General features: G+C 59.4%; 17 protein-coding genes. 8 read left to right on the top strand and 9 right to left on the bottom strand.

Translation table 11 applies throughout. The annotated features are described in order from the left end of the window. Nucleotide 1 precedes the first annotated feature (1 nt). The 4 genes from Q2T52_RS21450 to Q2T52_RS21465 form a co-directional block, all read right to left on the bottom strand. Nucleotides 2–223 (bottom strand): hypothetical protein, encoded by a 222-nt coding sequence (locus Q2T52_RS21450; protein ID WP_302078904.1) that lies wholly within the window; start codon nt 221–223, stop codon nt 2–4. An 86-nt stretch (nt 224–309) separates the two neighbouring features. Continuing rightward, the gene (gene rpsU, locus Q2T52_RS21455) at nt 310–546 is read right to left on the bottom strand and encodes a 30S ribosomal protein S21 (RefSeq protein ID WP_302078905.1); all 237 of its coding nucleotides are present in this window, start codon (nt 544–546) and stop codon (nt 310–312) included. Between the two features lie 134 nt (nt 547–680). Continuing rightward, nucleotides 681–890, bottom strand: coding sequence for a cold-shock protein (locus Q2T52_RS21460; RefSeq protein ID WP_302078906.1), 210 nt, complete (start codon nt 888–890; stop codon nt 681–683). Nucleotides 891–1,126: 236 nt separating this feature from the next. After that, nucleotides 1,127–2,179 carry a D-alanine--D-alanine ligase family protein gene (locus Q2T52_RS21465; RefSeq protein ID WP_302078908.1) on the bottom strand — a complete coding sequence of 351 codons (1,053 nt, stop codon included), beginning with the start codon at nt 2,177–2,179 and terminating at the stop codon, nt 1,127–1,129. 337 nt (nt 2,180–2,516) lie between these two features. Between Q2T52_RS21465 and Q2T52_RS21475 the strand changes: the two genes are divergently transcribed. Then, entirely contained in the window at nt 2,517–5,111 is a 2,595-nt protein-coding gene (locus Q2T52_RS21475) for a methyl-accepting chemotaxis protein (RefSeq protein WP_436799570.1), read from the top strand. Nucleotides 5,112–5,508: 397 nt separating this feature from the next. Here the strand turns inward: Q2T52_RS21475 and Q2T52_RS21480 are convergent, their stop codons facing one another. After that, nucleotides 5,509–6,897: an extensin-like domain-containing protein gene (locus Q2T52_RS21480; protein ID WP_302078909.1), complete on the bottom strand. Its 1,389-nt coding sequence runs from the start codon at nt 6,895–6,897 to the stop codon at nt 5,509–5,511. A gap of 212 nt (nt 6,898–7,109) precedes the next feature. Continuing rightward, nucleotides 7,110–8,921, bottom strand: coding sequence for a methyl-accepting chemotaxis protein (locus Q2T52_RS21485; protein ID WP_302078911.1), 1,812 nt, complete (start codon nt 8,919–8,921; stop codon nt 7,110–7,112). 191 nt (nt 8,922–9,112) lie between these two features. Here Q2T52_RS21485 and Q2T52_RS21490 point away from each other — a divergent pair, with 191 nt between their 5' ends. Continuing rightward, nucleotides 9,113–9,502 (top strand): acyl-CoA thioesterase, encoded by a 390-nt coding sequence (locus Q2T52_RS21490; RefSeq protein ID WP_302078912.1) that lies wholly within the window; start codon nt 9,113–9,115, stop codon nt 9,500–9,502. Between the two features lie 3 nt (nt 9,503–9,505). Here the strand turns inward: Q2T52_RS21490 and Q2T52_RS21495 are convergent, their stop codons facing one another. Both Q2T52_RS21495 and Q2T52_RS21500 read right to left on the bottom strand, forming a co-directional pair. Continuing rightward, the gene (locus Q2T52_RS21495) at nt 9,506–10,684 is read right to left on the bottom strand and encodes a DUF1501 domain-containing protein (RefSeq protein WP_302078913.1); all 1,179 of its coding nucleotides are present in this window, start codon (nt 10,682–10,684) and stop codon (nt 9,506–9,508) included. A gap of 5 nt (nt 10,685–10,689) precedes the next feature. Then, nucleotides 10,690–12,126 carry a DUF1800 domain-containing protein gene (locus Q2T52_RS21500; RefSeq protein WP_302078915.1) on the bottom strand — a complete coding sequence of 479 codons (1,437 nt, stop codon included), beginning with the start codon at nt 12,124–12,126 and terminating at the stop codon, nt 10,690–10,692. Between the two features lie 292 nt (nt 12,127–12,418). On the opposite strand from Q2T52_RS21500, the gene Q2T52_RS21505 reads away from it, so the two are divergent. The 5 genes from Q2T52_RS21505 to Q2T52_RS21525 all read left to right on the top strand — a co-directional run bounded on the left by Q2T52_RS21505 (nt 12,419) and on the right by Q2T52_RS21525 (nt 19,511). Next, nucleotides 12,419–13,072 carry a pectinesterase gene (locus Q2T52_RS21505; RefSeq protein ID WP_302078916.1) on the top strand — a complete coding sequence of 218 codons (654 nt, stop codon included), beginning with the start codon at nt 12,419–12,421 and terminating at the stop codon, nt 13,070–13,072. Continuing rightward, the gene (locus Q2T52_RS21510) at nt 12,964–13,518 is read left to right on the top strand and encodes a pectinesterase family protein (protein WP_302078941.1); all 555 of its coding nucleotides are present in this window, start codon (nt 12,964–12,966) and stop codon (nt 13,516–13,518) included. Before Q2T52_RS21505 ends, Q2T52_RS21510 begins: the two co-directional genes overlap by 109 nt. 182 nt (nt 13,519–13,700) lie before the next feature. Further along, complete coding sequence (locus Q2T52_RS21515) at nt 13,701–15,701, top strand: putative bifunctional diguanylate cyclase/phosphodiesterase (protein ID WP_302078917.1); 2,001 nt, start codon at nt 13,701–13,703, stop codon at nt 15,699–15,701. A gap of 113 nt (nt 15,702–15,814) precedes the next feature. Beyond that, nucleotides 15,815–18,892 carry an excinuclease ABC subunit UvrB gene (gene uvrB / locus Q2T52_RS21520; RefSeq protein WP_302078918.1) on the top strand — a complete coding sequence of 1,026 codons (3,078 nt, stop codon included), beginning with the start codon at nt 15,815–15,817 and terminating at the stop codon, nt 18,890–18,892. Between the two features lie 160 nt (nt 18,893–19,052). After that, entirely contained in the window at nt 19,053–19,511 is a 459-nt protein-coding gene (locus Q2T52_RS21525) for a DUF3828 domain-containing protein (protein ID WP_302078919.1), read from the top strand. A 39-nt stretch (nt 19,512–19,550) separates the two neighbouring features. Here the strand turns inward: Q2T52_RS21525 and Q2T52_RS21530 are convergent, their stop codons facing one another. Next, entirely contained in the window at nt 19,551–21,512 is a 1,962-nt protein-coding gene (locus Q2T52_RS21530) for an ATP-binding protein (RefSeq protein WP_302078921.1), read from the bottom strand. Between the two features lie 198 nt (nt 21,513–21,710). Here Q2T52_RS21530 and Q2T52_RS21535 point away from each other — a divergent pair, with 198 nt between their 5' ends. Next, a complete protein-coding gene (locus tag Q2T52_RS21535; RefSeq protein ID WP_302078923.1) occupies nt 21,711–22,289 on the top strand; it encodes a nuclear transport factor 2 family protein in 579 nt (192 codons plus the stop codon). The last annotated feature ends 360 nt before the right edge of the window (nt 22,290–22,649 follow it).

Consider the following 22,649-nt stretch of genomic DNA (forward strand, 5'->3'; position numbering starts at 1 on the left):
ATTACTTGCCGCTCTTGGCCGTGCGTTTCTTGGCGGCTGGTGGCACGATGGCCGGACCATCGGCATCGCGTGCTTCGCGCAGCTGCCTCAGTCGCTCCGTCTTGCGGATGCGATCGGCCTGATCGGCCTGAATAATCTGCCTGGCAGCCTCATCGGTACGAGAGGCTTTTTCAGCAGAGGAAGTCTTGCCCGGCTTGAAGAACTCGTCCTTGGTGATGCTCATCGCACTCTCCTTTTGTCAGACGGTTGCGGCGGGGAAATAGCGGGAGGCCGACACCGCGTAGGAGGCGGTGTCCGACCTTCGCAAAATCAACGCGTGCGGGCAGCCTTCTTGGGCGCCGGCAGCAGGCCTTCGCGCTGCAGCTTCTTGCGTGCCATCTTGCGGTAACGGCGAACGGCTTCAGCCTTTTCGCGAACGCGCTTTTCAGACGGCTTTTCGTAGGATTCGCGGGCGCGCATTTCGCGGAAGATACCTTCGCGCTGCATGCGCTTCTTCAGAACGCGAAGGGCCTGTTCAACATTGTTGTCTCTGACGATGACCTGCAAGTTATCTCCTGACGCAGCAGACGCTGCTTTTTCCCGAGTTGTAAAAACACAAAAGGCCGGGGTTGACCCGACCTCTCACGATCACCGCATTCTGCTGCCGGTACATCCGTGGTCAGCAGGAACGCAGTTCAATATCAGGCTGCGCGCAGGTTGTCTGCGGAGCTCTTGCCGGAGCGGCGGTCCTGTACGATGTCGTACGAGATCTTCTGACCGTCGTTCAGCGAACGCATGCCTGCGCGCTCGACAGCAGAGATATGCACGAATACGTCCGTGCCGCCGTTGTCCGGCTGAATGAAGCCAAAGCCCTTGGTGGCATTAAACCACTTGACCGTACCAGTGTTCATAACGATTTCCTTTCAAGCAATCGTTGTTGTTCCCGCGATACCTTGCGGGATTAGATCGATGTTTTGAGAGGATATCCAACGTGAGCGCGAATTGGGCTCTGAACGACGTCACAAGCAAAGGTCGATGCGAGCAATATACGCCCATTTCAGATTTTTGCAATAGACACCGTTAATTATTCGCACACGCCGGGCATCCCCCCACTGCGACCCTGACGGCAGATTGCCCGCCGACCACTCTACTGCCCGCGCCCTTTCAGCGCGAACTCGATGGCCACGTCGATCCAGCCGGAATAGCTGATGCCGCATTTACCGAGCGCCAGCGGATACATGCTGCGATTGGTACAGCCGGGCATGGTGTTGATCTCGTTCACATAGAGCTCGCCCGCTTCGGTGAGGAAGAAATCGACGCGCGCGATGCCATCACAGCCGAGTGCCCGGAAGGCGTCGGCAGCCAGGATCTTCGCCTGTTCCACCACAGCCTCGACCACCTTGGCGGGGACGTGGATCGCCGCCCCATCCGGATCGAAATATTTGGCTTCGTAATTGTAGAAATCGTGCTTCTTGTTGGTCACGATTTCGCCCGGCGGCGATACCGTCAGGCTGCCATCGGCATGCTGAAGCACCGCGCATTCGATTTCACGGCCCTGCAGGAATTCTTCCACCAGAACTTTCGCGTCGTAACGGAACGCGGTTTCCAGCGCGGGCAGAAAGGCCTGGCTGCCATCGACGCGGGACACGCCGAAGGAGGATCCCTGCCGCGCAGGCTTTACGAACAGCGGCCAGCCCAGACGATCGGAGATTGCCGTTGCCGACACCGGGTCTGATGCGGTGAGGCAGACGGATCTGGCAACAGGAATGCCAGCCTGTTTCAGCAGTCGTTTCGCCACATCCTTGTCCATGGCGGCGGCAGACCCGATGAGGCCGCAGCCGGCATAGGGAACGCCCGCCAGTTCGGCATAGCCCTGCACGGTACCATCTTCGCCGAAACGGCCGTGCAGAACCGGAAAGAGAACGTCAAGCTGTGGTAGGGTAGCAGCACCGTCGCCGACCGCCACCAGACGGCCCTTGCCGCCAGGCAGAAGCGCCACCTGCACGCCCCTGCCCGGCTGCAGCGGCTCTCCGTCATCCGCGCCCAGCCACCAGCACCCGTCGCGGTCGACGCCGATGGGCAGCACGTCGTAACGGCCGCGATCCATCGCCTTCATCACATTCGTAGCCGACATGATCGACACGTCATGCTCTGCGGATTGGCCGCCGAACAGCACGCCGATCTTCAACTTGTTTGCCATTTCAATTGTCCCTCATAAAGCGCACGGGCGTCCCCACGACCGGCGAATCTCAAACATCAGTGTTTTCAGTGAATATGGGCAGGTTTGCGGCCTGATCTCTATACATTGGCCTCGAAAGTACACCGCGTCGCGGCCATCTGCGCAGCCAGCCTTTCCGCTGAATATGACACGCACTACACGAGTTCATTCATCAAAAATAATCTTCCTAATTTAGGGGACTCTTAATTATTAACTCCGCTAATTTGGGTTGTATTGGAGCCATCGGGACAATCGATCGATCGCGCATGCCGAACCTGACATGTACATCCGAAATCAGATTCCGACGAGGGAGAATAGAATGTCTTTCTACACGCAGATGAAGAAGTCTTCCAAAGCTCCGGTGGCGCTCGCCGAGATGCAACGCGTCTCTGTTGGCATCCTTGCCGGCAATCTGTCGGAACGAGCAAATGTCGACATCGCAACGGGCGAAGCCAGAGAGATGCTGGCAGCCGTCAACGCATTGCTCGATGCGACCACGCAGCCGATGAAGAAGCTTGCGACTTCCGTCGCGCGCATGTCGGGCGAACATGACAAGGGCGACATTGATGTCGCGCTGCCCGTGGAGGAGTTCAGCGGCGATCTTGCGGTCATGGCCAAGGGCATCAACGACATGGTGGCGGGCCATATCGCGGTCAAGAAGAAGGCGATGGCCTGCGTCAAAGAACTGGGCAATGGCAATTTCGACGCGCCACTCGATCAATTCCCCGGCAAGAAAGCCTTCATCAACGAGACGATTGAGACCCTGCGCGGCAATCTGCGCGGCCTGATCAGCGAGATGAACAAGATGTCGGCCGAGCACGACAAGGGCGACATTGACGTGTTTGTCCCTGTCGACAAGTTCAAGGGCGATTTTGGCACCATGGCCAAAGGCATCAACGACATGGTGGCGGGCCATATCGCCGTCAAGAAGAAAGCCATGGCCTGCATCAAGGAATTGGGCGAAGGCAACTTCGATGCGTCGCTTGAGCAGTTTCCGGGCAAGAAGGCTTTCATCAACGAGACGATCGAGACCCTGCGCGGCAATCTTCGCGGCCTGATCAATGAAATGAACAAGATGTCGGCCGAGCACGACAAGGGCGACATCGACGTCTTCCTCGCCACCGACCGCTTCAAAGGCGACTTCGGCAACATGGCCAAGGGCATCAACGAGATGGTCGCAGGCCATATCGCCGTCAAGAAAAAAGCCATGGCCTGCATCAAGGAATTGGGCGAGGGCAATTTCGAGGCGCCGCTGGAACAGTTCCCCGGAAAGAAGGCCTTCATCAACCAGACGGTCGAAACGCTCCGTGGCAATCTCAAAGGCCTGATTGCCGAAATGAACAAAATGTCGATCGAGCACGACAAGGGCGACATCGACGTGTTTGTCCCTATCGACAAGTTCCAGGGCGATTTCGCTGCCATGGCCAAGGGCATCAACGAGATGGTTGCAGGCCATATCGCCGTCAAGAAGAAGGCGATGGCTTGCATCAAGGAATTGGGCGAAGGCAACTTCGAGGCAACGCTCGAACAGTTCCCGGGCAAGAAGGCCTTTATCAACCAGACAATCGAAACACTGCGCGGCAATCTTCGCGCAATCACCACTGAGCTTCAGCGCCTGATTGCCGCCTCCACAGCCGGCAAGCTCCAGGAGCGGGGTGCGGCGGATCGCTTCGTGGGCGATTTCGCCAAGCTGGTCTCCGGGATCAACGGAATGCTGGACGCCATCATCCTGCCGATTTCCGAGGGGAACCGCGTGTTGCGCCAGGTCAGCATTGGCGACCTGACGGAGCGCGTCGACATAGAATGCGAGGGCGATCATGAGCGCATGAAGAGTGCGATCAATACACTGGTGGACAACCTGCGCAACACGGCAGGCATTGCCGACAAGATTGCCAGCGGCGACCTGACCGTGGAACCCAAGCCGCTTTCGGACAAGGACAGGCTGGGAATTTCACTTGTGTCCATGGTCGATCGCCTGCGCGGCGTTGTTGCCGACGCGCTCAGTGCAAGCGACCAGGTTTCAGCGGGTTCACAGCAGCTTTCGGCCGGTGCAGAACAGCTTTCGCAAGGCGCGACCGAACAGGCTTCGGCGGCTGAAGAAGCCTCTGCCTCCATGGAACAGATGGCCGCCAACATCAAGCAGAACGCCGACAATGCTGCCCAGACGGAAAAGATCGCACGTCAATCGTCAAAGGATGCCGAAGCATCCGGTGAGGCTGTCAATCGCGCCGTGGCTGCGATGCGCACCATCGCCGAGAAGATTTCCATCGTTCAGGAAATCGCCCGCCAGACCGATCTTCTCGCGCTGAATGCGGCAGTGGAAGCCGCGCGTGCCGGTGAACATGGCAAGGGCTTTGCCGTCGTCGCCTCCGAAGTCCGCAAGCTTGCTGAACGCAGCCAGTCCGCTGCGGCAGAAATCAGCGGCCTTTCGAGCACCACAGTGAACGTTGCGACAGAGGCAGGGACAATGCTCGCCCGCCTCGTGCCCGATATCCGCAAAACGGCAGAACTGGTCTCGGAAATCTCGGCTGCCTGCCGCGAACAGGATATCGGCGCAAGCCAGATCAACGAAGCCATCCAGCAGCTCGACACGGTGACACAGCAAAACGCCGGAGCCTCTGAAGAGATGGCGGCGACCTCTGAAGAACTTGCCGCACAGGCCGAAGAGCTTCAGGCCTCCATCGCCTTCTTCAGGGTCGATACCGGCGAGAGCGACAAAATGCAGCCCTCTCGCGCCCAACAGGCCAAGGCTGGAGCGTGGAATCATGGCCCGGCGAAGCCCGCCGCCAAGGGGTCAACCTTCCCGGCTGGCAGGACGGTGCGAGACCAGCAAGCCCGCGTGAAGGGGTTGACGATCGACATGTCGGTGGGCGGCCCAGACTCGGATGACGCCAACTTTAAAGTAAGCGCGTAACAACATAGGTTCTAGGGTGAGGGCTCAATCATATTATTGAAATGGCGCGATGAACGGCCATGATATGCGAGGAGAAGCGCGCACGAATGGGTCCGGCACCCATTCAAGCGCTTCGACACAGCAGATCGCAGCCGTTCGCGCGTCCCCGCATAATCCCGACGGGATTATGCTCGGGATGTGGTCGATCCGGCGAGCTACATCGTTGAAAAGCCTCGCCGATGCAAAAGCATCGCCTCCGTTTTTCGCCTCGTATCTCATCCGGATCGCCTCGCACCATTTCAACAAGATGATTGGGTCCTCATCCTAAGTTCAAACTCCAAATGATGGGCTGGCCCGACAGGACTGTCGCGGTCAGCCTTTCATTTATGGGTGAGGTCGAGAAACAACGGGCACACCGTCAATCGCAGTAGCGATTGCCGGAAGCGCGGCTGCGCAGATCGAAATGGAAGTGGTTCCAGTGTTCGGCATTGCTGCCGGGACCCAGCACCGTATTGAAATACTTGCAGCTGTCGGAGCGGACGGATTTCAGCAGGCCGCCCTCGCGGAACGAGAACAGGCCCTTCTTGCGCACATCGATGTCATGGCCGTTGTTCAGCACGAAGGCACCCACATCGATGGCGTTGCCATGCGCGTGCTCCGACATCGGGTTGTAGCGCTGGTTGCTGTTGTTCATGCGCCGGCAGGAATAGCCGCCCATGGACTGGATGGTCTTGACCCCGCTCCAGTAGCGGGTGCGGGCTGCGGGCTGCAGTTCGTTCTTGACCCATTTGGCAAAGGCGAGCGTCGTCTGGCAGTTGAGCTTGGTGGCAGGCTTTACGTCAATGCCACCGGCAAGGCCGGACAGTTCCACCGGATAGGGAATGCCGCAGCTTGGGCCGTCATTGATGGTCGCCAGATCGCGATACTGCACGCCCATGCGGCGAAGCTCGGCCCGGCAGGCGACTTCCGAGGCCGGCATCTGCGCCGGTGCCCTTGGCGTCTCGTTGACCGTCGGCTTGTTCGGCATCAGCATCGCCACTTCCTGCATCTGGGCAGGCTGGCGGCTGGGCGGCACGACCATGCTCTGGTCACCCCAGCGTGGCGTCTGTTGGCCAACGGCATCGCCACGCGGCGGCAGGGATTGCCGCTTCGGCGGGACGATCACCAGATCATCCTCGGCAAGCGGTTGCGGGGCGGCTTGACGTGGGGCGGGTGCCGACGTACGGCGCGCGCCGCCGACCGCGACGGGGTTGTCGGTGCCGATGCCCGTCACCACAGGCTGGCTGGTGGCACCTTCGGCAATATCGGCATTCTGTTCTTCCGCGAGGCCTACGACACGTTGACTGGAGGCTCGCGGTGACTGTGCCGCCATTGCATTGGCATTTGGCGCACCGACGCCAAGCCCGTCATCCATGTTTACTCCGCCTGCGGGAATGGTCAGCGTGCCGAGATTGCGAGGCCCGCGATCATTGGCGAGCGCTTCCGCACTGTCGATCGCTGGCAGGCGACCGCCTCGCATGGACTGCGGCTGGCTGGTTGCCGGATAGGTCATCGGCTCGGGCTGCGGGGCATGCGGGGCGGCGAGATTGGGATTATCGAGATAACCGAGATTGCCACTGGCCTGCGCCACTGGCTGGTTTGCGCCACCATAGCCCTGCGGCAACGGTTGCGGAGGACGGATGGCGCCCACCCGCGTTCCCTTGTCGATCGGCGCTGGCGGCACCAATCCATCGGCGGTGCAGCCCACCAGGACGGTCGAAATCATCAGGAAGGCGACAACCCGCCGCGAGGAAAAAGCATACGCCATACCAGATGCCCAAGTCTCAAGATGCAGGAATGCCACACTGCGAGACTCTAGGCGGATAGGGTAAGCGAAGGTTTAACGGACCTTGTTCTTTTGGGGGTGATGTTGGGGCAAGCTGCACGTTTTGCGCCACATTCCTCAACAAGCCCTTACTCTGGATAGCAATGAAAACGCCGCCCGCAGAGCCGGACGGCGCTTTTTCATGCATGCGTTTGTTACGCCGCGGAGGCGCGGCGTTCACCGCCACCGGAAAGGCGAAAGCCGGTCAGAAGAGCCTGAAGTTTACGGCTCTGCTCCTCCAGCGTCTGGCTGGCAGCGGTGGTTTCTTCCACCATCGCCGCATTCTGCTGCGTCATCTGATCCATGTGGTGGACGGAACTATTGATCTCTTGCAACCCGTTCGCCTGCTCGCGCGAGGCCGTAGCCATACTCTCCACCTGGTCATTGACCTTGTCGACCAGTTGGACGATCTCGATCAACGCATCCCCTGTCTTGCGCACCAGCGAAACGCCCTGCTCCACCTCATGGGCGGAATTGTCGATCAGCGTCTTGATCTCCTTTGCGGCATTGGCCGAGCGTTGCGCCAGTTCGCGCACCTCCTGCGCAACGACGGCAAATCCGCGACCTGCCTCGCCTGCTCGCGCTGCCTCGACGCCCGCGTTCAGCGCCAGCAGGTTGGTCTGGAAGGCGATCTCGTCGATCACCGAGATGATCTGGCTGATCCGACTGGAGGAATCCTCGATGCGGCCCATGGCATCAATTGCGGTCTGGACGATCTCTCCGGACCGACCCGCGCTTTGCTTCGTCGCGGCCACCATCGAGCGGGCTTCGGAAGCCCGTTCGGAAGCGCTACGCACCGTTTCGGTGATTTCCGTCAAGGCCGCTGCGGTTTCCTCCAGCGCAGCCGCCTGCTGCTCCGTGCGGCGAGAAAGATTGCCGGTGGCGCCGCTGATATCCGCAGCGCTGGCGTGCACGACGCGGCCGGTGTCGGAAATCCCCTCGATCGTGGCGCGCAGCGCCGAAACGGCAGAATTGAAGTCATTGCGCAGCTTGGCGTAATCCTCGCCGAGGTCGTTCAGGGAAACGGAGAGATCGCCCCGGGCCAGCGCATCCAGCGCCCGGCCGAGTTCACGCATCGCCCGATCCTGACGATCGGCTGCCGCCTGGATGGTGCGCGCGGTATCCTCGCGATCAGCGGCCAGCGCGCGCTGCTGTTCGGCTTCGCGCTGCTCCAGCATATGGCGCGCTTTCACCGCGTCGCCCAGCACGATGATGGAGCGGGCGATCTCGCCGAATTCGTTGCGTCTTTGCGAACCCTCGACAGCAACGTCAGCCTGTCCCTCCGCCATGCGCGACAGCGCCTGCCGGATAGAGGCAACCGGATGAATGACGCTGCGTACGATCAGAAAAGCGGTCGCGACAAGCGCCAGCAGACCAAGGGCGGACAAGAGTGCGAAACGCGTCGCCTTTTGCCAGAACAGCGCCTGCAGGTCGTCCACATAGACGCCGGTGCCGACCACCCAACCCCAGGGCTCGAAACCGGCAATGTGTGAATACTTCGCCACCGGCTCTTGTGCGCCCGGTTTCGGCCAATAGTAATCGACAAAGCCCTGCCCTTGCGCCTTCACCACTTTGGCGAATTCCACGAAAATGAACTTGCCGTTCGGATCCTTGATCTGGGAGACATCCGTATTGTTCAGCTCCGGCTTGACCGGATGCATGACCATGCGCGGCTGCATGTCGTTGATCCAGAAATAGCCGCTGCCATTGTCGTAGCGCATAGCACCGATTACGCGCTTGGCTTCCGCCTGCGCCTGCTCGCGCGTCATCGCACCCGACTTTTCCTGCTCATAATATAACTTGATGAGACTAAGGGCATTGGAGTCCATGGACACCAGCGAGGCGCGTCGTTCGTGCTCAAGCGCATCATAGCTTTGCACAAGACTAAACGTCATCGCACCAGCCAGAATGACGGCTGCAAGCGCGACCAGAATATAGAGCCGCGTCGACAGACGGAGATTATACATAAATTACCTCCAGACATCGTTTACAAAGTCCAACATTAACCTTTGCAAGTTTATCACAAGTAAATTCTATAACTTGAGAACAAAATCAACTTTTGCGAGCATTGAATTAGAAATTAATTCCTATTGGATATCAGTCTCGCAAAAGAGTCCGACACGCAGTAACCGATCGACAATGCCAAAGGAGCCATATCATGAACGACACCCTGTTGCCGGAAGGCGAACTGACCCTGCGAACGCTTGCCATGCCAGGTGACGCCAATCCCGCCGGCGACATCTTCGGTGGTTGGGTCATGGCGCAGATGGACTTGGCAGCTGGGATCCGCGCAGGTGAGCGGGCTCGAGGCCGCGTGGTCACCGCCGCCGTCAAGGAAATGGCGTTTCAACGGCCGGTGAAGATTGGCGACACGCTCAGCATCTACACGCAGATCGACCGGATCGGCCGCACCTCCATCACGCTGAAAGTCGAAGCCTGGGCGAACCGCTCGCGGCGCGGCCTTCTGGAAAAGGTAACGGATGGCCTCTTCATCATGGTCGCCATGGATGACGACGGAAAGCCCACGGAAGTTCCCGCGGAGGCGTGAAACTTATCCGCGCAGATAAATGGAATTGCCGTCGAAATCGAGGCCGGGAAACACCTTCGAGACGATGTTGCCGATACTGATATCGAATTGCTGGTAGAGCATCGCGGCGGCAATCTCGCGGACGTCAGTGGTGGGCGCGAGATCCTGCCCGTCCAGAAGAGCATCATGCGAAAGACCCGGCCATTCCCCCATGACGGAGCCGCCCGCAACCGCGCCGCCGGCAATGATGGCAAGACTGCCGGTGCCATGCTCGGTGCCGCCGTGATCGTTGAGCCTAAGAGCTCGGCCGAACTCGGTCACGGCCAGCACGGACGTGTTGCGCCATGCCTCTTCGCCAAGCCCTTCCTTCAGGGCGAGAAACGCTCTTGAGAGGTCTGCGCTAGCCCGCGCAAAGAGCTGCTTTTGATCGCGGTGGCTGTCCCAGCCTCCAATCGAGAAACTGGCAATACGATAATTCTCGCGCAGCAATCCTCCGGTCAGGCGCGCCATGTCGGCAATACCCGCAGCACGTCGTTGAGGGTCAAAGATAGCGCTGTGGTTCCCGGAGCCCGCCGCTGGCATGGCGGCGGCAAGAGTGCGGCTGAAGCCATCATCCTCGCTATAGAGGCGCGCCAACATATCCACCTCATCCGGCGCCAGAGACGTATCCGCCTGCGTGGTCCAGCTGTCGGTGGTTGTCGCTCCTGACAGGATCAGTTCCATCGATGCATTGACGTCGATGGCGCGACGTCCTGCCGAGCGTGGAATGAGCGCCAGCGCCCTATTCAGCCATCCCGTACGTTGCAAACGCCCCTCGCCCGAGCCGCTTTCCAGCATGTTCTGCGCACTGAAATGATCGGCCCGGTTACGATACGGTCCGGCCGTGGCATGCACGAATCCCAGTTCCCCTGCCCGGTAAAGCGGCAGCAGTGATGCAGCAGAAGGATCGAGACCATAGAAGCCGTCCAGATCCAGGAGACCTGTCTCAGGGGTCAGGGCAAGGCCCGCTCGCAAGCCACTCCAGCCGGCTTCACCATAAGGCTGCACCAGTTGCAGCCCGTCCAGGCCGCCCCGCAGCAGAATGACAACGAGACGGCTTTCGCCGCCCGTTGCCGATTGGCCGCGGGACGCTAACGGCCACAGCATGACGGAGGCCGCAGATGCACTCAGGAAGCCGCGGCGGGTAATGCGCGTGAAGGACATCGCGGCTATCTCCTGTTGAATTCCGGCGAAGCAAGCGCCAGCGTCAGGGCGTGCACCTTGGTGGGTGCGGCCAGCACCAGTTCACGCGTCACATCGCGTGCACCATCCCCCAATGCAGCCTCTACGAATTCTTCCGGCTCCACGTCGCGCCCCAGCGCTCTCGCGGCCATGCGCGCCCAGCCGATGCGTTCGCTGATCTGCCCCGGTGAAAGCCATGCATCGGTGCGATCGGAAAAGCCTGCCGGGCTGGGCGGTTGCCAGACAGGCTGACCCATGCGCTTCAGAGCCTCGATGGTCAGCGCGCGGGCCACGCCCGGCTTGTCCCGCATCACGCCCTTGCCCGTCATCGGCATGGCTTCTTCACCCACACCGCTTTCCATGGCCTTGGCCAATGCCTGGAACTCCCCCGGCTTCAATTCGAAGGCTCGCAAACCCGTCACAACGAAATCGAAAGGCGGGATCACCTTGCTCATCTCGCCCGACCAGGCGCGTGGCTGATCCAGCATGGCGCGGTAAACGCGGGTCAGGTCGCCATTGCTTTCGGTCCAGGCCGCAAGCATCGGCTCGACAACCTCTGCCGGCGGATCATCGGAAATGAAATGGCTGACCAGCTTGCGGCAGATGAAGCGCGCCGTTTCCGGTCGCACAGCCAGATCCTCCAGCATGCGCTGATGATCGTCGCTGCCGCCTGTATAGGTGCGGCCAAACAGGGCCATGCCGTTGGTGCGCCCGCGCGGGCGATAGGCAATCTCCAGGCTGCGATTGTCGACGGAAAGACCCGCAAGGATGAAAGATACGCCCCGCAGATCCTCCACGCTATAGCCGGCATCCGCCCCCATGGTGTGCAGGTCGAGAAGATCACGGCCCAGCGTCTCGTTGAGGGCAGGCGCGCCGGGTGCCTCAGGTTCGTTGGCAGTCGCCTCGACCCTCTCCTGATCCAGATAGATCAGCATGGCCGGGTGCAGGATGGCCGCCTTCAGAAGCTTGGAAAAAGGTCCCGCCAGATTGGGGCGGATTGCCTCCGCCTCGAACAGCGGCACGATCATATGCGTCTCATAGACCTTGCGGGCGTTGACGGCGAAATGATCCATCCAGAAGGTCGCCAGCCGCTCGTAGAAACCATAGGGCGAATAGACGGCCTGCGTGATCCGCCCCAGCGCATCACGTTCGAAAATGCGGTCTGCTTCCTTCTGGGTCTCCTTGCGCAGCGCTACATTGGGCCGACCGTCGAGTGCCGCCTTGGCCTCCACCGCACGCACCGAGAGCAGACGACCGGCGGTCTCGCGGCGTCCGGTAATGCCTTCGCGGGGAAAACGCGGCGCGCTCTTCATCGCCTTCGGCAGCTGCGCCATCATGTCATCAACGTCGTCAGGCGCGTCCTCACCCGGTCGCATGCCGTAACCGAAGCGCCGGGAAGCGATCGTCGAAAAGGAAGGTGTCATTCTTCATCCTCGTTGTGTCCGCTCGCACAACATTACTGTTCCGGCGTGTGATTGGATTTCTCAGGTCCGTCAGGGTTCAGGAGAAATACGGCCCCCTCGTGACCGGTCATCGATCCGATTCAGGTTCACATCCTGATATGAGCGGCAAGGTGGAAATGGCAAGCGCCCCACAAATGGAGACTGCAGTCTTTTCCCTGAATGATGGTCGAGAACGCAGGACAGGCCGATGCCCGCTTTGTTAAAGTTCGGCCGCTATTCCTGTGCCTGCACATAGACTCGAATGGAATTGCTGATGAGGATGTCTCTTCGCCAAGCGGCCGTCATGACCTTCATTGTGAGTGTTTCGGTTCTCGGCGCTCTGTCATGGCCGCTTGCTGCAACTGAACAGCTAGCAACAGCGGCAGATGCGCCCTTCCCTGCACCTTCCTGCCGAGCAAAACCGGTAGGCGGTTGCGCGCCGCGCCCGACAGAGACAACGCAATCCCTGAGCGTTGGCCAGGGGCAACCTTACGCCACGGTGCAGGCAGCTGCGGATGCGGCCAAACCGGGGGATACTATTCTGGTACAACCGGGCGCATATCGGGAGGTGGTGCATCTGCGCACCCCGAACCTGCACGTCATCGGCATGGGCGCGACGGCCGACGACGTCGTCATCGAGGCCGATCACAGTGCCGGAGACAGCGGCGGCACGTCGCGTTCAGCTACGGTATTTGCCGAGGCAGACGGCATCGAGATGGCGCGCCTGACCATCGCAAACCGTTTCCACGATACCATCCCGATGTCACCCAGGGCGCCCAGGCGATTGCCCTGTCGGCCACGGGCGACCGCCAGCAGTTCATCGGTCTTCACCTCATCGGCTGGCAAGATACGCTCTATGCCGGCAGCCATGGCTGCAATGGACCGGAGAGCTGTAGGCCGACCCGGCAATATTACGAGGATGCGCTGATTGAGGGCTCCGTGGATTTTGTGTTCGGCGATGCGCTGGCCTGGTTCGAACGGCCGGAACTGCGCGGTGTCAACCGTGGCAAAATAACGGTAACAGCACAGAGCCGGCGCGTACCACAGCAGCGAAGCGGCTATGTATTTCACGATTGCAAGGTGACTGGCGATGCTTCCGTGCAGACCATCAGCCTTGGTCGGCCCTGGCGCGACTATGCCACCGTCACCTACATAGATTGCTGGCTCGACGCCCGGGTATTGCCGGAGGGTTTTACCGAGTGGCAGGGCGAGCATAGACTGCCAACCGCACGCTACATGATTATCGACGCCACCGGCCCCGGCAGCGACACGAATGCGCGGGAACCCTGGATGATTTCTGCGGATGCAGAAGCACGCTCAATCCTTTCAACTCCGGAACGCTATTTTGCAGAGTACGCTCAAGGCGGGGAATGATGCCCCTATATCTCGCCGTTGACGTCAACAATTCGTCAAGCATAGCCAAGACTTTCGCAGGCAAACATTTCACCCCGCGATAAAATTGAATTATCTTATATTTTCCGGGAATTAGGGATGGCTTAAGACCGGATCGACTAACGTGGATACCATTAGAACCCAAGTATATTTGAGAGTGCAATATGTCTGTTGGGGTCCAGCCGAGCCAGGCTGTAGATGAGGCGTTCGCAGTCCGGCAGGCACAGGCGATCGCCGTGATCAGAAAGGCCCTGACGCCGCTCATCCTGAACCTGGCTGTCTCGGCATCGGTCGTAGGTCTGGTCTATGCGACGCAATGCCCACGGGAAGGCATCTGGGTCTGGTTCGCCGGCATCGTAGCGACCCTGACGCTGCGTCTCGCTCTCTTGCTGACAATCAGGAAGCGAGATCTTGCAACAACCCATCCGCTGCGCACCTTGCGCCTCGTTCCCGCAGGAAACTTCCTGACGGGTATTGCCTGGGGCACACTTCCTTTTCTCATCGACGGCTCCGCAAATGCTTTGATGGGCAACAATGTCTATCTGATGCTCTTCGGCGTCACCGCGGGTGCTGCACTGCTGAACGTCGAGTTCAGCCGGCCGGGAATCGCCTTCACGCTGCCCGCCCATATCGGAGCCTGCCTCTCGCTGCTGCTCTATTCGGGCACAACCGGATTGATCCTGTGCGCCAATCTGTTGCTGATGACGCTGATCTTTTATCGCAGCAGCCGCGCCAGCGAGCGAACCTATCTGGAAAACCTGACGACCGAGTTGAAGGCGACCTCGCTGGCGCAATCGCTGACGGCAGCGAATGTGGATATTCTCAAGGCCAATGCGCGGCTTGAAGATCTCGCCAACCGCGATTCGCTGACGCATGTGGCGAACAGGGCAGCCTTCAATACACGGTTGGCAGAGGGCATCAGCCAGGCGGCGAGCAACGGCGAAGAACTGGCGCTGCTCATCCTCGACATCGATCGTTTCAAGACGATCAACGACACGATGGGACATCGCGGCGGCGACGAACTGCTGCGGCAGTTTGCCGAAAGGCTGCGCACCACACTTCCCGCCCAAAACATCATCTCGCGTCTGGGCGGCGATGAGTTTGCAGTCATTCTCGCCGGCAAGGATGCCTATGGCCGGGCAATCCAGGAAGCCCAAGCCATTCTGGAACACAGCCGCGCCCCCTTCGATCTCAAGGGTCAGTGCCGCATGATTTCCAGCTCGATCGGGATTGCCGTCTATCCGCACCATGCACGCAACGCCGAAGAGCTGTTCGTATCCGCCGACATGGCACTGCATGCCACGAAGGATCGAGGCCGCGGCACCTACACGGAATTTGCGCCGCAAATGCGGGCGGCCGCTGCTCGCCAGCGGCAGGTGGAAGGCGACATCCTGCAGGCCATCAAGGCGGGCGCGGTGGAAACATGGTTCCAACCGCAAGTCAGTCTCAACACTGGCCGGATCCTCGGCTTCGAGGCGCTGGTGCGCTGGCATCACCCGCAACTTGGCGCCATTTCGCCCCCGGAAATCGTGCAGGCTGCCCACAACATCCAATCTTCGCAGGTACTGACCCCAGCGATTGCGGATGCCGCCTGCCGGATGCTGAAGCGTCTGCCTTCGCTCGGCCTGCCGGAAGCCACCATCGCCATCAACGTGTCGCCACGCGAATTTGCCATGTATTCCGTGCCCGATATGCTGGACGAGGTTGCCACCCGCCATGGCATTTGCCGGAGCCTGCTGGAGATCGAGATCACCGAGGAGGCTCTGCTGGACACCGAAATCGCCATGGCACAGCTGAAACAGCTGGAGACCTCCGGATTCCTGTTGGCCGTGGATGATTTCGGCGCTGGTCATTCCTCGCTCACTCATCTGATCGACCTGAAGGTGGACCGCCTGAAGATCGATCGCGGCCTTACCACAGGCATTCATCTGAGCCCGCGCAACCAGGCGATCATTTCGGCGCTGATCAGCCTTGGCGATGCGCTGTCGATGTCCGTTCTGGCGGAAGGTGTTGAAACGGATGAGGAGGCGGACAGCCTGCGCCAGCTAGGTTGCGAAATCGGGCAAGGCTTTCTCTTCTCGCGCGCGCTGCGGGCCGACCAGCTGGAGCCCTGGGTCGTTGCCTGGCGCTTTCGCGACAACGACGCCGATTACGCGGTGGCCTGACCCTTCGAGGCGAATTGAGGCGCTGCATTCGCAAGCTGGCTTTCGAACCGCCGTTCCCAATTTGTTTCCCCGCCGCCCTTCACTTTCGGCCGGACTCCCTCCATATTCCGGCCATGGCCAAGACACCGAAAAACTCCCCCTCCCAGACCCCCGCAAACGGCTTCGAGGAAGCGCCGCAGGCTGCTTTCGAAGGCGCTCCCCTGTCAGGCTCCGTCTCCGACTGGGTGAAGCAGCTGGAAGCACAGGCCGAGGCGGACGCGATGGAAACCCAGCGCGAGATCGCCTCCAAGGCCGGCAAGCATCGCAAGAAGATCGAGATCGCCGCCCGCGAGCAGGCCATCCGCGAAGCGAAGGAAGAAGAAGCCGCGAGGGCGAAGCCGGACAAGTCGAAGACCGCCAAAAACACCACCGCGTCAAAGACCGCTCGCGGCGTGTCCATCGGCGCATCCTCGGACCCGAAGACCCGCGCCGCCGCAGGTCTGAACCCCGTTGCGGGCATGGATGTGAGCCTGGAGGAGGCGGCAACGCTCGCCCCCGGCGCGGTCACGGCCACCGTCGACGCGCTGGCCAAGCTGATCGAGAGCGGCAATCCGCTGTTCAAGAACGGCCAGATCTGGACGCCGCACCGCCCTGCCCGCCCGGAAAAATCCGAGGGCGGCATCGCGATCCGCATGGCCTCCGAATACAAGCCGGCGGGCGACCAGCCCACCGCCATCCGCGATCTCGTGGAGGGGCTGAACAATGGCGACCGCAGCCAGGTTCTGCTCGGCGTCACCGGCTCCGGCAAGACCTTCACCATGGCCAAGGTGATCGAGGAAACGCAGCGCCCCGCCGTCATCCTTGCGCCCAACAAGACGCTGGCGGCGCAGCTCTATTCCGAGTTCAAGAACTTCTTCCCCGACAATGCGGTGGAGTATTTCGTTTCCTACTACGATTATTACCAGCCGGAAGCCTATGTGCCGCGCTCGGATACCTATATCGAGAAGGAAAGCTCCATCAACGAGCAGATCGACCGCATGCGCCATGCCGCCACGCGCGCGATCCTGGAGCGCGATGACTGCATCATCGTCGCCTCGGTCTCCTGCATATACGGTATCGGCTCGGTCGAAACCTACACGGCCATGACCTTCCAGATGTCGGTCGGCGACCGCATCGACCAGCGCCAGCTGCTGGCCGACCTCGTGGCGCAGCAATACAAGCGGCAGGACATCAACTTCGTGCGCGGCTCTTTTCGCGTGCGCGGCGACACGATCGAGCTGTTCCCCGCCCACCTGGAGGATGCGGCCTGGCGCATCTCGCTGTTCGGCGACGAGATCGACAGCATCACCGAGTTCGACCCGCTGACCGGCCACAAGACCGGCGACCTGAAGTCCGTCAAGATCTATGCCAACTCGCACTATGTCACGCCGCGCCCGACGCTGAACGGCGCGATCAAGGCCATCAAGGACGAGCTGAAGCACCGTCTGGCCGAGCTGGAAAAGGCGGGCCGCCTGCTGGAGGCGCAGCGCCTGGAGCAGCGCACCCGCTACGATATCGAGATGATGGAAGCCACCGGCTCCTGCAACGGCATCGAAAACTATTCGCGCTATCTCACCGGCCGCAAGCCCGGCGAGCCGCCGCCGACGCTGTTCGAATATATCCCGGACAATGCGCTGATCTTCATAGACGAAAGCCACGTCACCATTCCGCAGATCGGCGGCATGTACCGGGGCGACTTCCGCCGCAAGGCGACGCTCGCCGAATACGGTTTCCGCCTGCCCTCCTGCATGGACAACCGCCCGCTCCGCTTCGAAGAATGGGATGCCATGCGCCCGCAGACGGTGGCCGTTTCCGCCACGCCCGGCAATTGGGAGATGGAAGAGGCGGGCGGCGTGTTTGCCGAACAGGTCATCCGTCCGACCGGCCTCATCGATCCGCCGGTCGAGGTGCGCTCGGCCCGCACCCAGGTGGACGATGTGCTGGGCGAGATCAAGGAAACCTCGCTTAAGGGCTACCGCACGCTGGTGACGGTTCTGACCAAGCGCATGGCGGAAGATCTGACCGAATACCTGCACGAACAGGGCGTTCGCGTGCGCTACATGCACTCGGATATCGACACGCTGGAACGCATCGAAATCATCCGCGACCTGCGCCTCGGCGCGTTTGACGTGCTCGTCGGCATCAACCTGCTGCGCGAAGGCCTCGACATTCCCGAATGCGGCTTCGTCGCCATCCTCGATGCCGACAAGGAAGGTTTTCTCCGTTCGGAAACCTCGCTCATCCAGACCATTGGCCGCGCGGCCCGTAACGTGGATGGCAAGGTCATCCTCTATGCGGACAACATCACCGGCTCCATGAAGCGGGCGATGGAAGAAACCGCCCGCCGCCGCGAAAAGCAGATGGCCTACAACACCGAGCATGGCATCACGCCGGAATCGGTCAAGGCGCGCATTTCCGACATCCTCGACTCGGTCTACGAGCGCGACCATGTCCGCGCCGATATTTCCGGGGCCGCGGGCAAGGGCTTTGCCGATGGCGGCCATCTGGTCGGCAACAACCTGCAGAGCCACCTCAACGCGCTGGAAAAGCAGATGCGCGATGCCGCCGCCGATCTCGACTTCGAAAAAGCCGCCCGCCTGCGCGACGAGATCAAGCGCCTCAAGGCCGTGGAACTGGCTAGCATGGACGACCCGATTGCCCGCGAGGAGACCAAGGCGCAGGAAGGTGTTCGCCGCAGCGCCGAAGCCACACGGCAGTCCTTGGCGCCGGAGGGAGAAAATAGCCCCTCACCCCAACCCTCTCCCCGCAAGCGGGGCGAGGGGGACCGAGCGACCGCCTCATCGACCCTTCTCCCCGCAAGCGGGGAGAAGGTGCCCGGCAGGGCGGATGAGGGGCAAAGCTACTTCGCCAAACCCTCGCTGGACGACATGGGGCCGGGCACCGATACGGCCACGCCTTTGTTCCGCAAGAACACGCTGGACGAGATGACCGTGGGCCGCACGGAAAAGCCCATGCCCGGCAAGCTGCCGGAAAAGCCGGAAGACCCATCCCGCCGCCACTCACCATTGCTCGAAGGCCAGCCGGAACGCGCCAACCCGGACGCCCCCCGCCCGCTCGTGCGGGGCAAGGCGGGCGTCGGCTCCTACGAAGACCCCATGGACCAGAAGCGCAAGGGCCGCACCAAGGGCAAGACCGGACGACCGGGACGGTAACCGCGAGTCCCTTCTCCACGCTTGCGGGGAGAAGGTGGCGGCAGCCGGATGAGGGGCAACCCCACCCCTGCACGTCCCGCATAGCTTTGCGCGCTGGGCAGAGGCCCCCGCCCCGCGCTAAGCATGAAGCCGATCCCGTGTCTCAAAAAGGATGTCGCCCATGCGCCTGCCCGCTCTCGTCCTCAGCTTTCTCATCGTCGCGGCGACCGCCCTCACCGCCCAGGCGGAAACCTTCAAGACGCCGCAGGCGCTGATGAAGGCGCTCTATGCCTTCAATCCAGACACGGCGCCCCAGGACAGGCCGACGCCCTACACGCCCTTCTTCTCCCGCGCGCTGATCGCGCTGTTTCAGGCCGACCGCGACCGCACGCCGGAAGGCGAAATCGGCGCGATCGACTTCGACCCCGTCATCAATGGACAGGATGGCCGCGCCCGCAACCTGACGCTCACCGAGCCGGTCATAAAGGGCAACACGGCAAAGCTGCAGGCCAGCTTCACCAATGGCAAGCGCATGGTGCTGCACTACACGCTGGTGCAGGAACAGGGCGGCTGGAAGGTGGACGACATCGCCGACCCCAAGGCGGAATATCCCTGGAGTCTGCGGGAGTTGCTGAAGTGAGCCTACCAAGCGCTTGAACCTGCTACCCGACAGGGCATCTCATTGTTTGGTTATCTCGGGTACAAAATGCGGATAGATCTCGTTCAAGTAGCTCACTGACTCTTCGTCAGTAACGGCGATGTCGAGTCGGTCACGTATAAATTCCAGCCTTGATACACATTCATGAAGAAGCTGACCCCAAGTCTTTATGAAGATCCTGCCGTTGCCCTCTTTAAAGATATGAGCACACCCGGGAGGCCGATCTGGAGCTGAAACTAAATCCTCCAACTGAGAATCAACTTCGACACCCACCAACCAAAAACTCCATCTAACGTTCGTTTTCCGATAGCGACTATCTTTCATGATCGAAGAAGCGTATCCCATTATTTGGGTAAAATCTTTCATGTCTAAGGTTTTTTTCGCACGCTTCAGCTCAATTACTAGATGATGATCATCATCTCTACCTGTAACTCTAGAAGCTTGACACAGCATAAGATCCAAACGGGCAGTATTTTTTCCGTTGACAATAACAGGATCAAGAACTTTTTCGTTAATTTTTAGCCGGCGAAGATGCTCTCTGAGAGCGTTGGTCAGCGTAGATTCCGAAATACCCAACATAAATTCATCACCAAATATCCAAGCGTTTCGCTCTACTATCTGATGGATATGCTGGCGTTCTTTAACTGTGGGGCGACTTTCGTCACTGCAAACGAGCGACCTCAATCCCTTCGCGATGCGAATGCGACTCCTGATCAGCGATACAGTATCGATAATGTCGGATAACTTTGTATCATCAAGCAAATTGGCAAATTGCTTCTTTTTCTCGCTGGAAAGAGAAAGAACTTCTGAGAGAATTTTGGAAACTTCACTCGGCCTTTCTTCTATTGCCTCGCGCAGTAGTCTGAATGACAGTGATTTGGTTATTCTATCCTGAGATGAGAAACCCTTCACTTGGTTGCTAATCGTAACGGCACATATATTAAATATGCGCATAGATTGTTTTACAATTTCGCCAGATTCATCATCCTTATAAGGATAAACCTTTTCATTTTTCCATTGATCAATTAATTCTGCTACCTTTTGCTTTTCAAGTTGCTTAAAGTATGAGGTAAGCTTATCGCGGCCCTCCCCAATAAGTTTAGAAATTCCTTCTTCCATCTCAATTTCAATCAAGCCATCACTTGCAACTTCAGAAAAATAATCGCTTTTTAAGTAGGCAGAAAAGTTGTAACCGGGTGCACGCACTTCAGGAGCACGTTCCGCCAGCGTAAATCCTCTTGCATCACACAAGTACAAATGCCTGTCAGCAGAATGGTTCCATTGTATTATTTCAAGATCAGCGGATATTCTTCGTCCCGAAACAAGCCTTACGGGACCCACCTCCATTGTTTCCGATCTTGAAATAAGCTTAGATATGTCCAATACTTCGCCGTTCACGCGCAACGTGATGTCGCGGTACTTATTCATATACGAGGCGAACGAGTGAGCAATAGATTCACTTTTCAGTTTCAAAAAGTATCCGGAAGCTACAGGGTATATATTTGTAATTTCAACGGTCGTGCCCGTTTTGACAGATTTGGAAGCCCTAACATCGCTTATTTCAAAATAGCCGATATTATCGGAATTTGCTACAATTTTATACTCGTAGAACTTTCCGTCAGCTTGATACACTGTATGCCACTCGACGAACTGACCAAGGGAAAGTGCGCGAAACCTACCTTCACCATTCCTTCCGTGCAAAATTCGCTTTTTAATATTTGAGCGTTGAGCGCGCGCCTTCCACGAGTTACCCAACTTTTCAAATTGATGTTCACTTTCAGAAAAGGGTATCCCCTCGCCATTGTCTTCGAACACAATCTTGTCTGGCTGACCAAGAGGATTGAATTTAATTGATATGCTCACGGTGTCGGCATCAGCATCAAACGAATTCCAGATGATCTCTTGCAGCGCCCGCGAGGAGCTTCCACCAACAAACCGCTTCCAGAAATCTTGTTCAGCTTTAACTTGGAGTGTGCGGGCCATAATGCTCGATCCGATGAGATTTTGTGCAATATCCATAGCGATCAGAAGTTTAACTTCAACCCTGAATTTATTTTTCCGAAGTTAAGATCCGTTTTGGATCGGTAATCACGCGATCGGGTTATGCTTGTAAGGCAGGGCTCTCGGAACCCCCGCCCCTCCCCGCAGTTCTCCTCACGCCCCCAACCTTGAGGAGACATCATGCCCAACATGTCCGAGACATTCATCGCGGCGCTGACGCGTCTGGAAACCGAGCGCGATGTGGATGGTATTGCCGCCCTGTTTGCGGAAGCGGCTGACATTTCCAATCCCTTGGTGCAGCACCGTCATGGCGAGGCCAATGGCGCCAGGCGCTTCTGGCAGACCTATGCGGAGGCTTTTGAAGAGATCCGCTCCGAGTTTCGCGCCGTGCGGGACGAGGACAATCTGACCTTTCTGGAATGGGTCAGCCGCGGTTCGCTCGGCGGCAAGGCCTTCACCTATGGCGGCGTCAGCGTGCTGGAGCATCGGGATGGCCGCATCACCGCCTTCCGCAGCTATTTCGATACGCGCCGGATCCCCTCGGCGGAAACCCGCGGCGGCGCTGGCACGGGCCTTGTGCAAATTTCCGGCCAGAACGCCGGTTCGTCTGATGGTCAAGCGCCGGGCCAGGTTTCCAGTCAGCGTCAGGAGAGTAAGGGCTCCAGCCTGCCCGCCGACACGCCCGCCGATGGCAACAGCGATCTCGACCGCGCCCAGCGCGACGCCGCCGAACAGCGGGCGAGCGGCGGGTATAACTGAGGTGTAACGGGGGGCTCAGCCGCAGAAGCGCGTTCGTGCACGCGGTTGATCATCCCCCCCTCTGCCTTGCCTCTGTTGGTCGAGCCACGCGTCTCGCACCGTCCTTCGGACCCCGCCACAAGGGGGGAGATCAGCACGACGTGACCCGCGCGCTCTGCCCGCAATGTCAAAGACATTGACTGAAGTTCACGTTCGGGAGAGGCATTGCAACGGGTCGATCTCCCCCCCTTGTGGGGGCAGTGTTTACTGAGGACTCCCGATGAGGTGCCTGTTAAAGAACAGTGTGAGCGTTATCTCCAGCATGTCATGAGTTTTGGAGAAACGCTTTGAGCGTCGATTGAAGCGCGCCAGATTATCCCT

The organism is Rhizobium oryzicola (assembly GCF_030504645.1).
GTDB lineage: Bacteria > Pseudomonadota > Alphaproteobacteria > Rhizobiales > Rhizobiaceae > Neorhizobium > Neorhizobium oryzicola.

What these genes read in the sequence shown, in the direction of transcription:
- uvrB (WP_302078918.1), top strand. Translation starts at nt 15,815, where the DNA reads ATGGCCAAGACACCGAAAAACTCCCCCTCCCAGACCCCCGCAAACGGC.
- Q2T52_RS21460 (WP_302078906.1), bottom strand. Translation starts at nt 890, where the DNA reads ATGAACACTGGTACGGTCAAGTGGTTTAATGCCACCAAGGGCTTTGGC.
- Q2T52_RS21505 (WP_302078916.1), top strand. Translation starts at nt 12,419, where the DNA reads ATGAGGATGTCTCTTCGCCAAGCGGCCGTCATGACCTTCATTGTGAGT.
- Q2T52_RS21485 (WP_302078911.1), bottom strand. Translation starts at nt 8,921, where the DNA reads ATGTATAATCTCCGTCTGTCGACGCGGCTCTATATTCTGGTCGCGCTT.
- Q2T52_RS21535 (WP_302078923.1), top strand. Translation starts at nt 21,711, where the DNA reads ATGCCCAACATGTCCGAGACATTCATCGCGGCGCTGACGCGTCTGGAA.
- Q2T52_RS21490 (WP_302078912.1), top strand. Translation starts at nt 9,113, where the DNA reads ATGAACGACACCCTGTTGCCGGAAGGCGAACTGACCCTGCGAACGCTT.
- Q2T52_RS21530 (WP_302078921.1), bottom strand. Translation starts at nt 21,512, where the DNA reads ATGGCCCGCACACTCCAAGTTAAAGCTGAACAAGATTTCTGGAAGCGG.
- Q2T52_RS21495 (WP_302078913.1), bottom strand. Translation starts at nt 10,684, where the DNA reads ATGTCCTTCACGCGCATTACCCGCCGCGGCTTCCTGAGTGCATCTGCG.
- Q2T52_RS21525 (WP_302078919.1), top strand. Translation starts at nt 19,053, where the DNA reads ATGCGCCTGCCCGCTCTCGTCCTCAGCTTTCTCATCGTCGCGGCGACC.
- Q2T52_RS21475 (WP_436799570.1), top strand. Translation starts at nt 2,517, where the DNA reads ATGTCTTTCTACACGCAGATGAAGAAGTCTTCCAAAGCTCCGGTGGCG.
- Q2T52_RS21515 (WP_302078917.1), top strand. Translation starts at nt 13,701, where the DNA reads ATGTCTGTTGGGGTCCAGCCGAGCCAGGCTGTAGATGAGGCGTTCGCA.
- Q2T52_RS21450 (WP_302078904.1), bottom strand. Translation starts at nt 223, where the DNA reads ATGAGCATCACCAAGGACGAGTTCTTCAAGCCGGGCAAGACTTCCTCT.
- Q2T52_RS21480 (WP_302078909.1), bottom strand. Translation starts at nt 6,897, where the DNA reads ATGGCGTATGCTTTTTCCTCGCGGCGGGTTGTCGCCTTCCTGATGATT.
- Q2T52_RS21500 (WP_302078915.1), bottom strand. Translation starts at nt 12,126, where the DNA reads ATGACACCTTCCTTTTCGACGATCGCTTCCCGGCGCTTCGGTTACGGC.
- Q2T52_RS21465 (WP_302078908.1), bottom strand. Translation starts at nt 2,179, where the DNA reads ATGGCAAACAAGTTGAAGATCGGCGTGCTGTTCGGCGGCCAATCCGCA.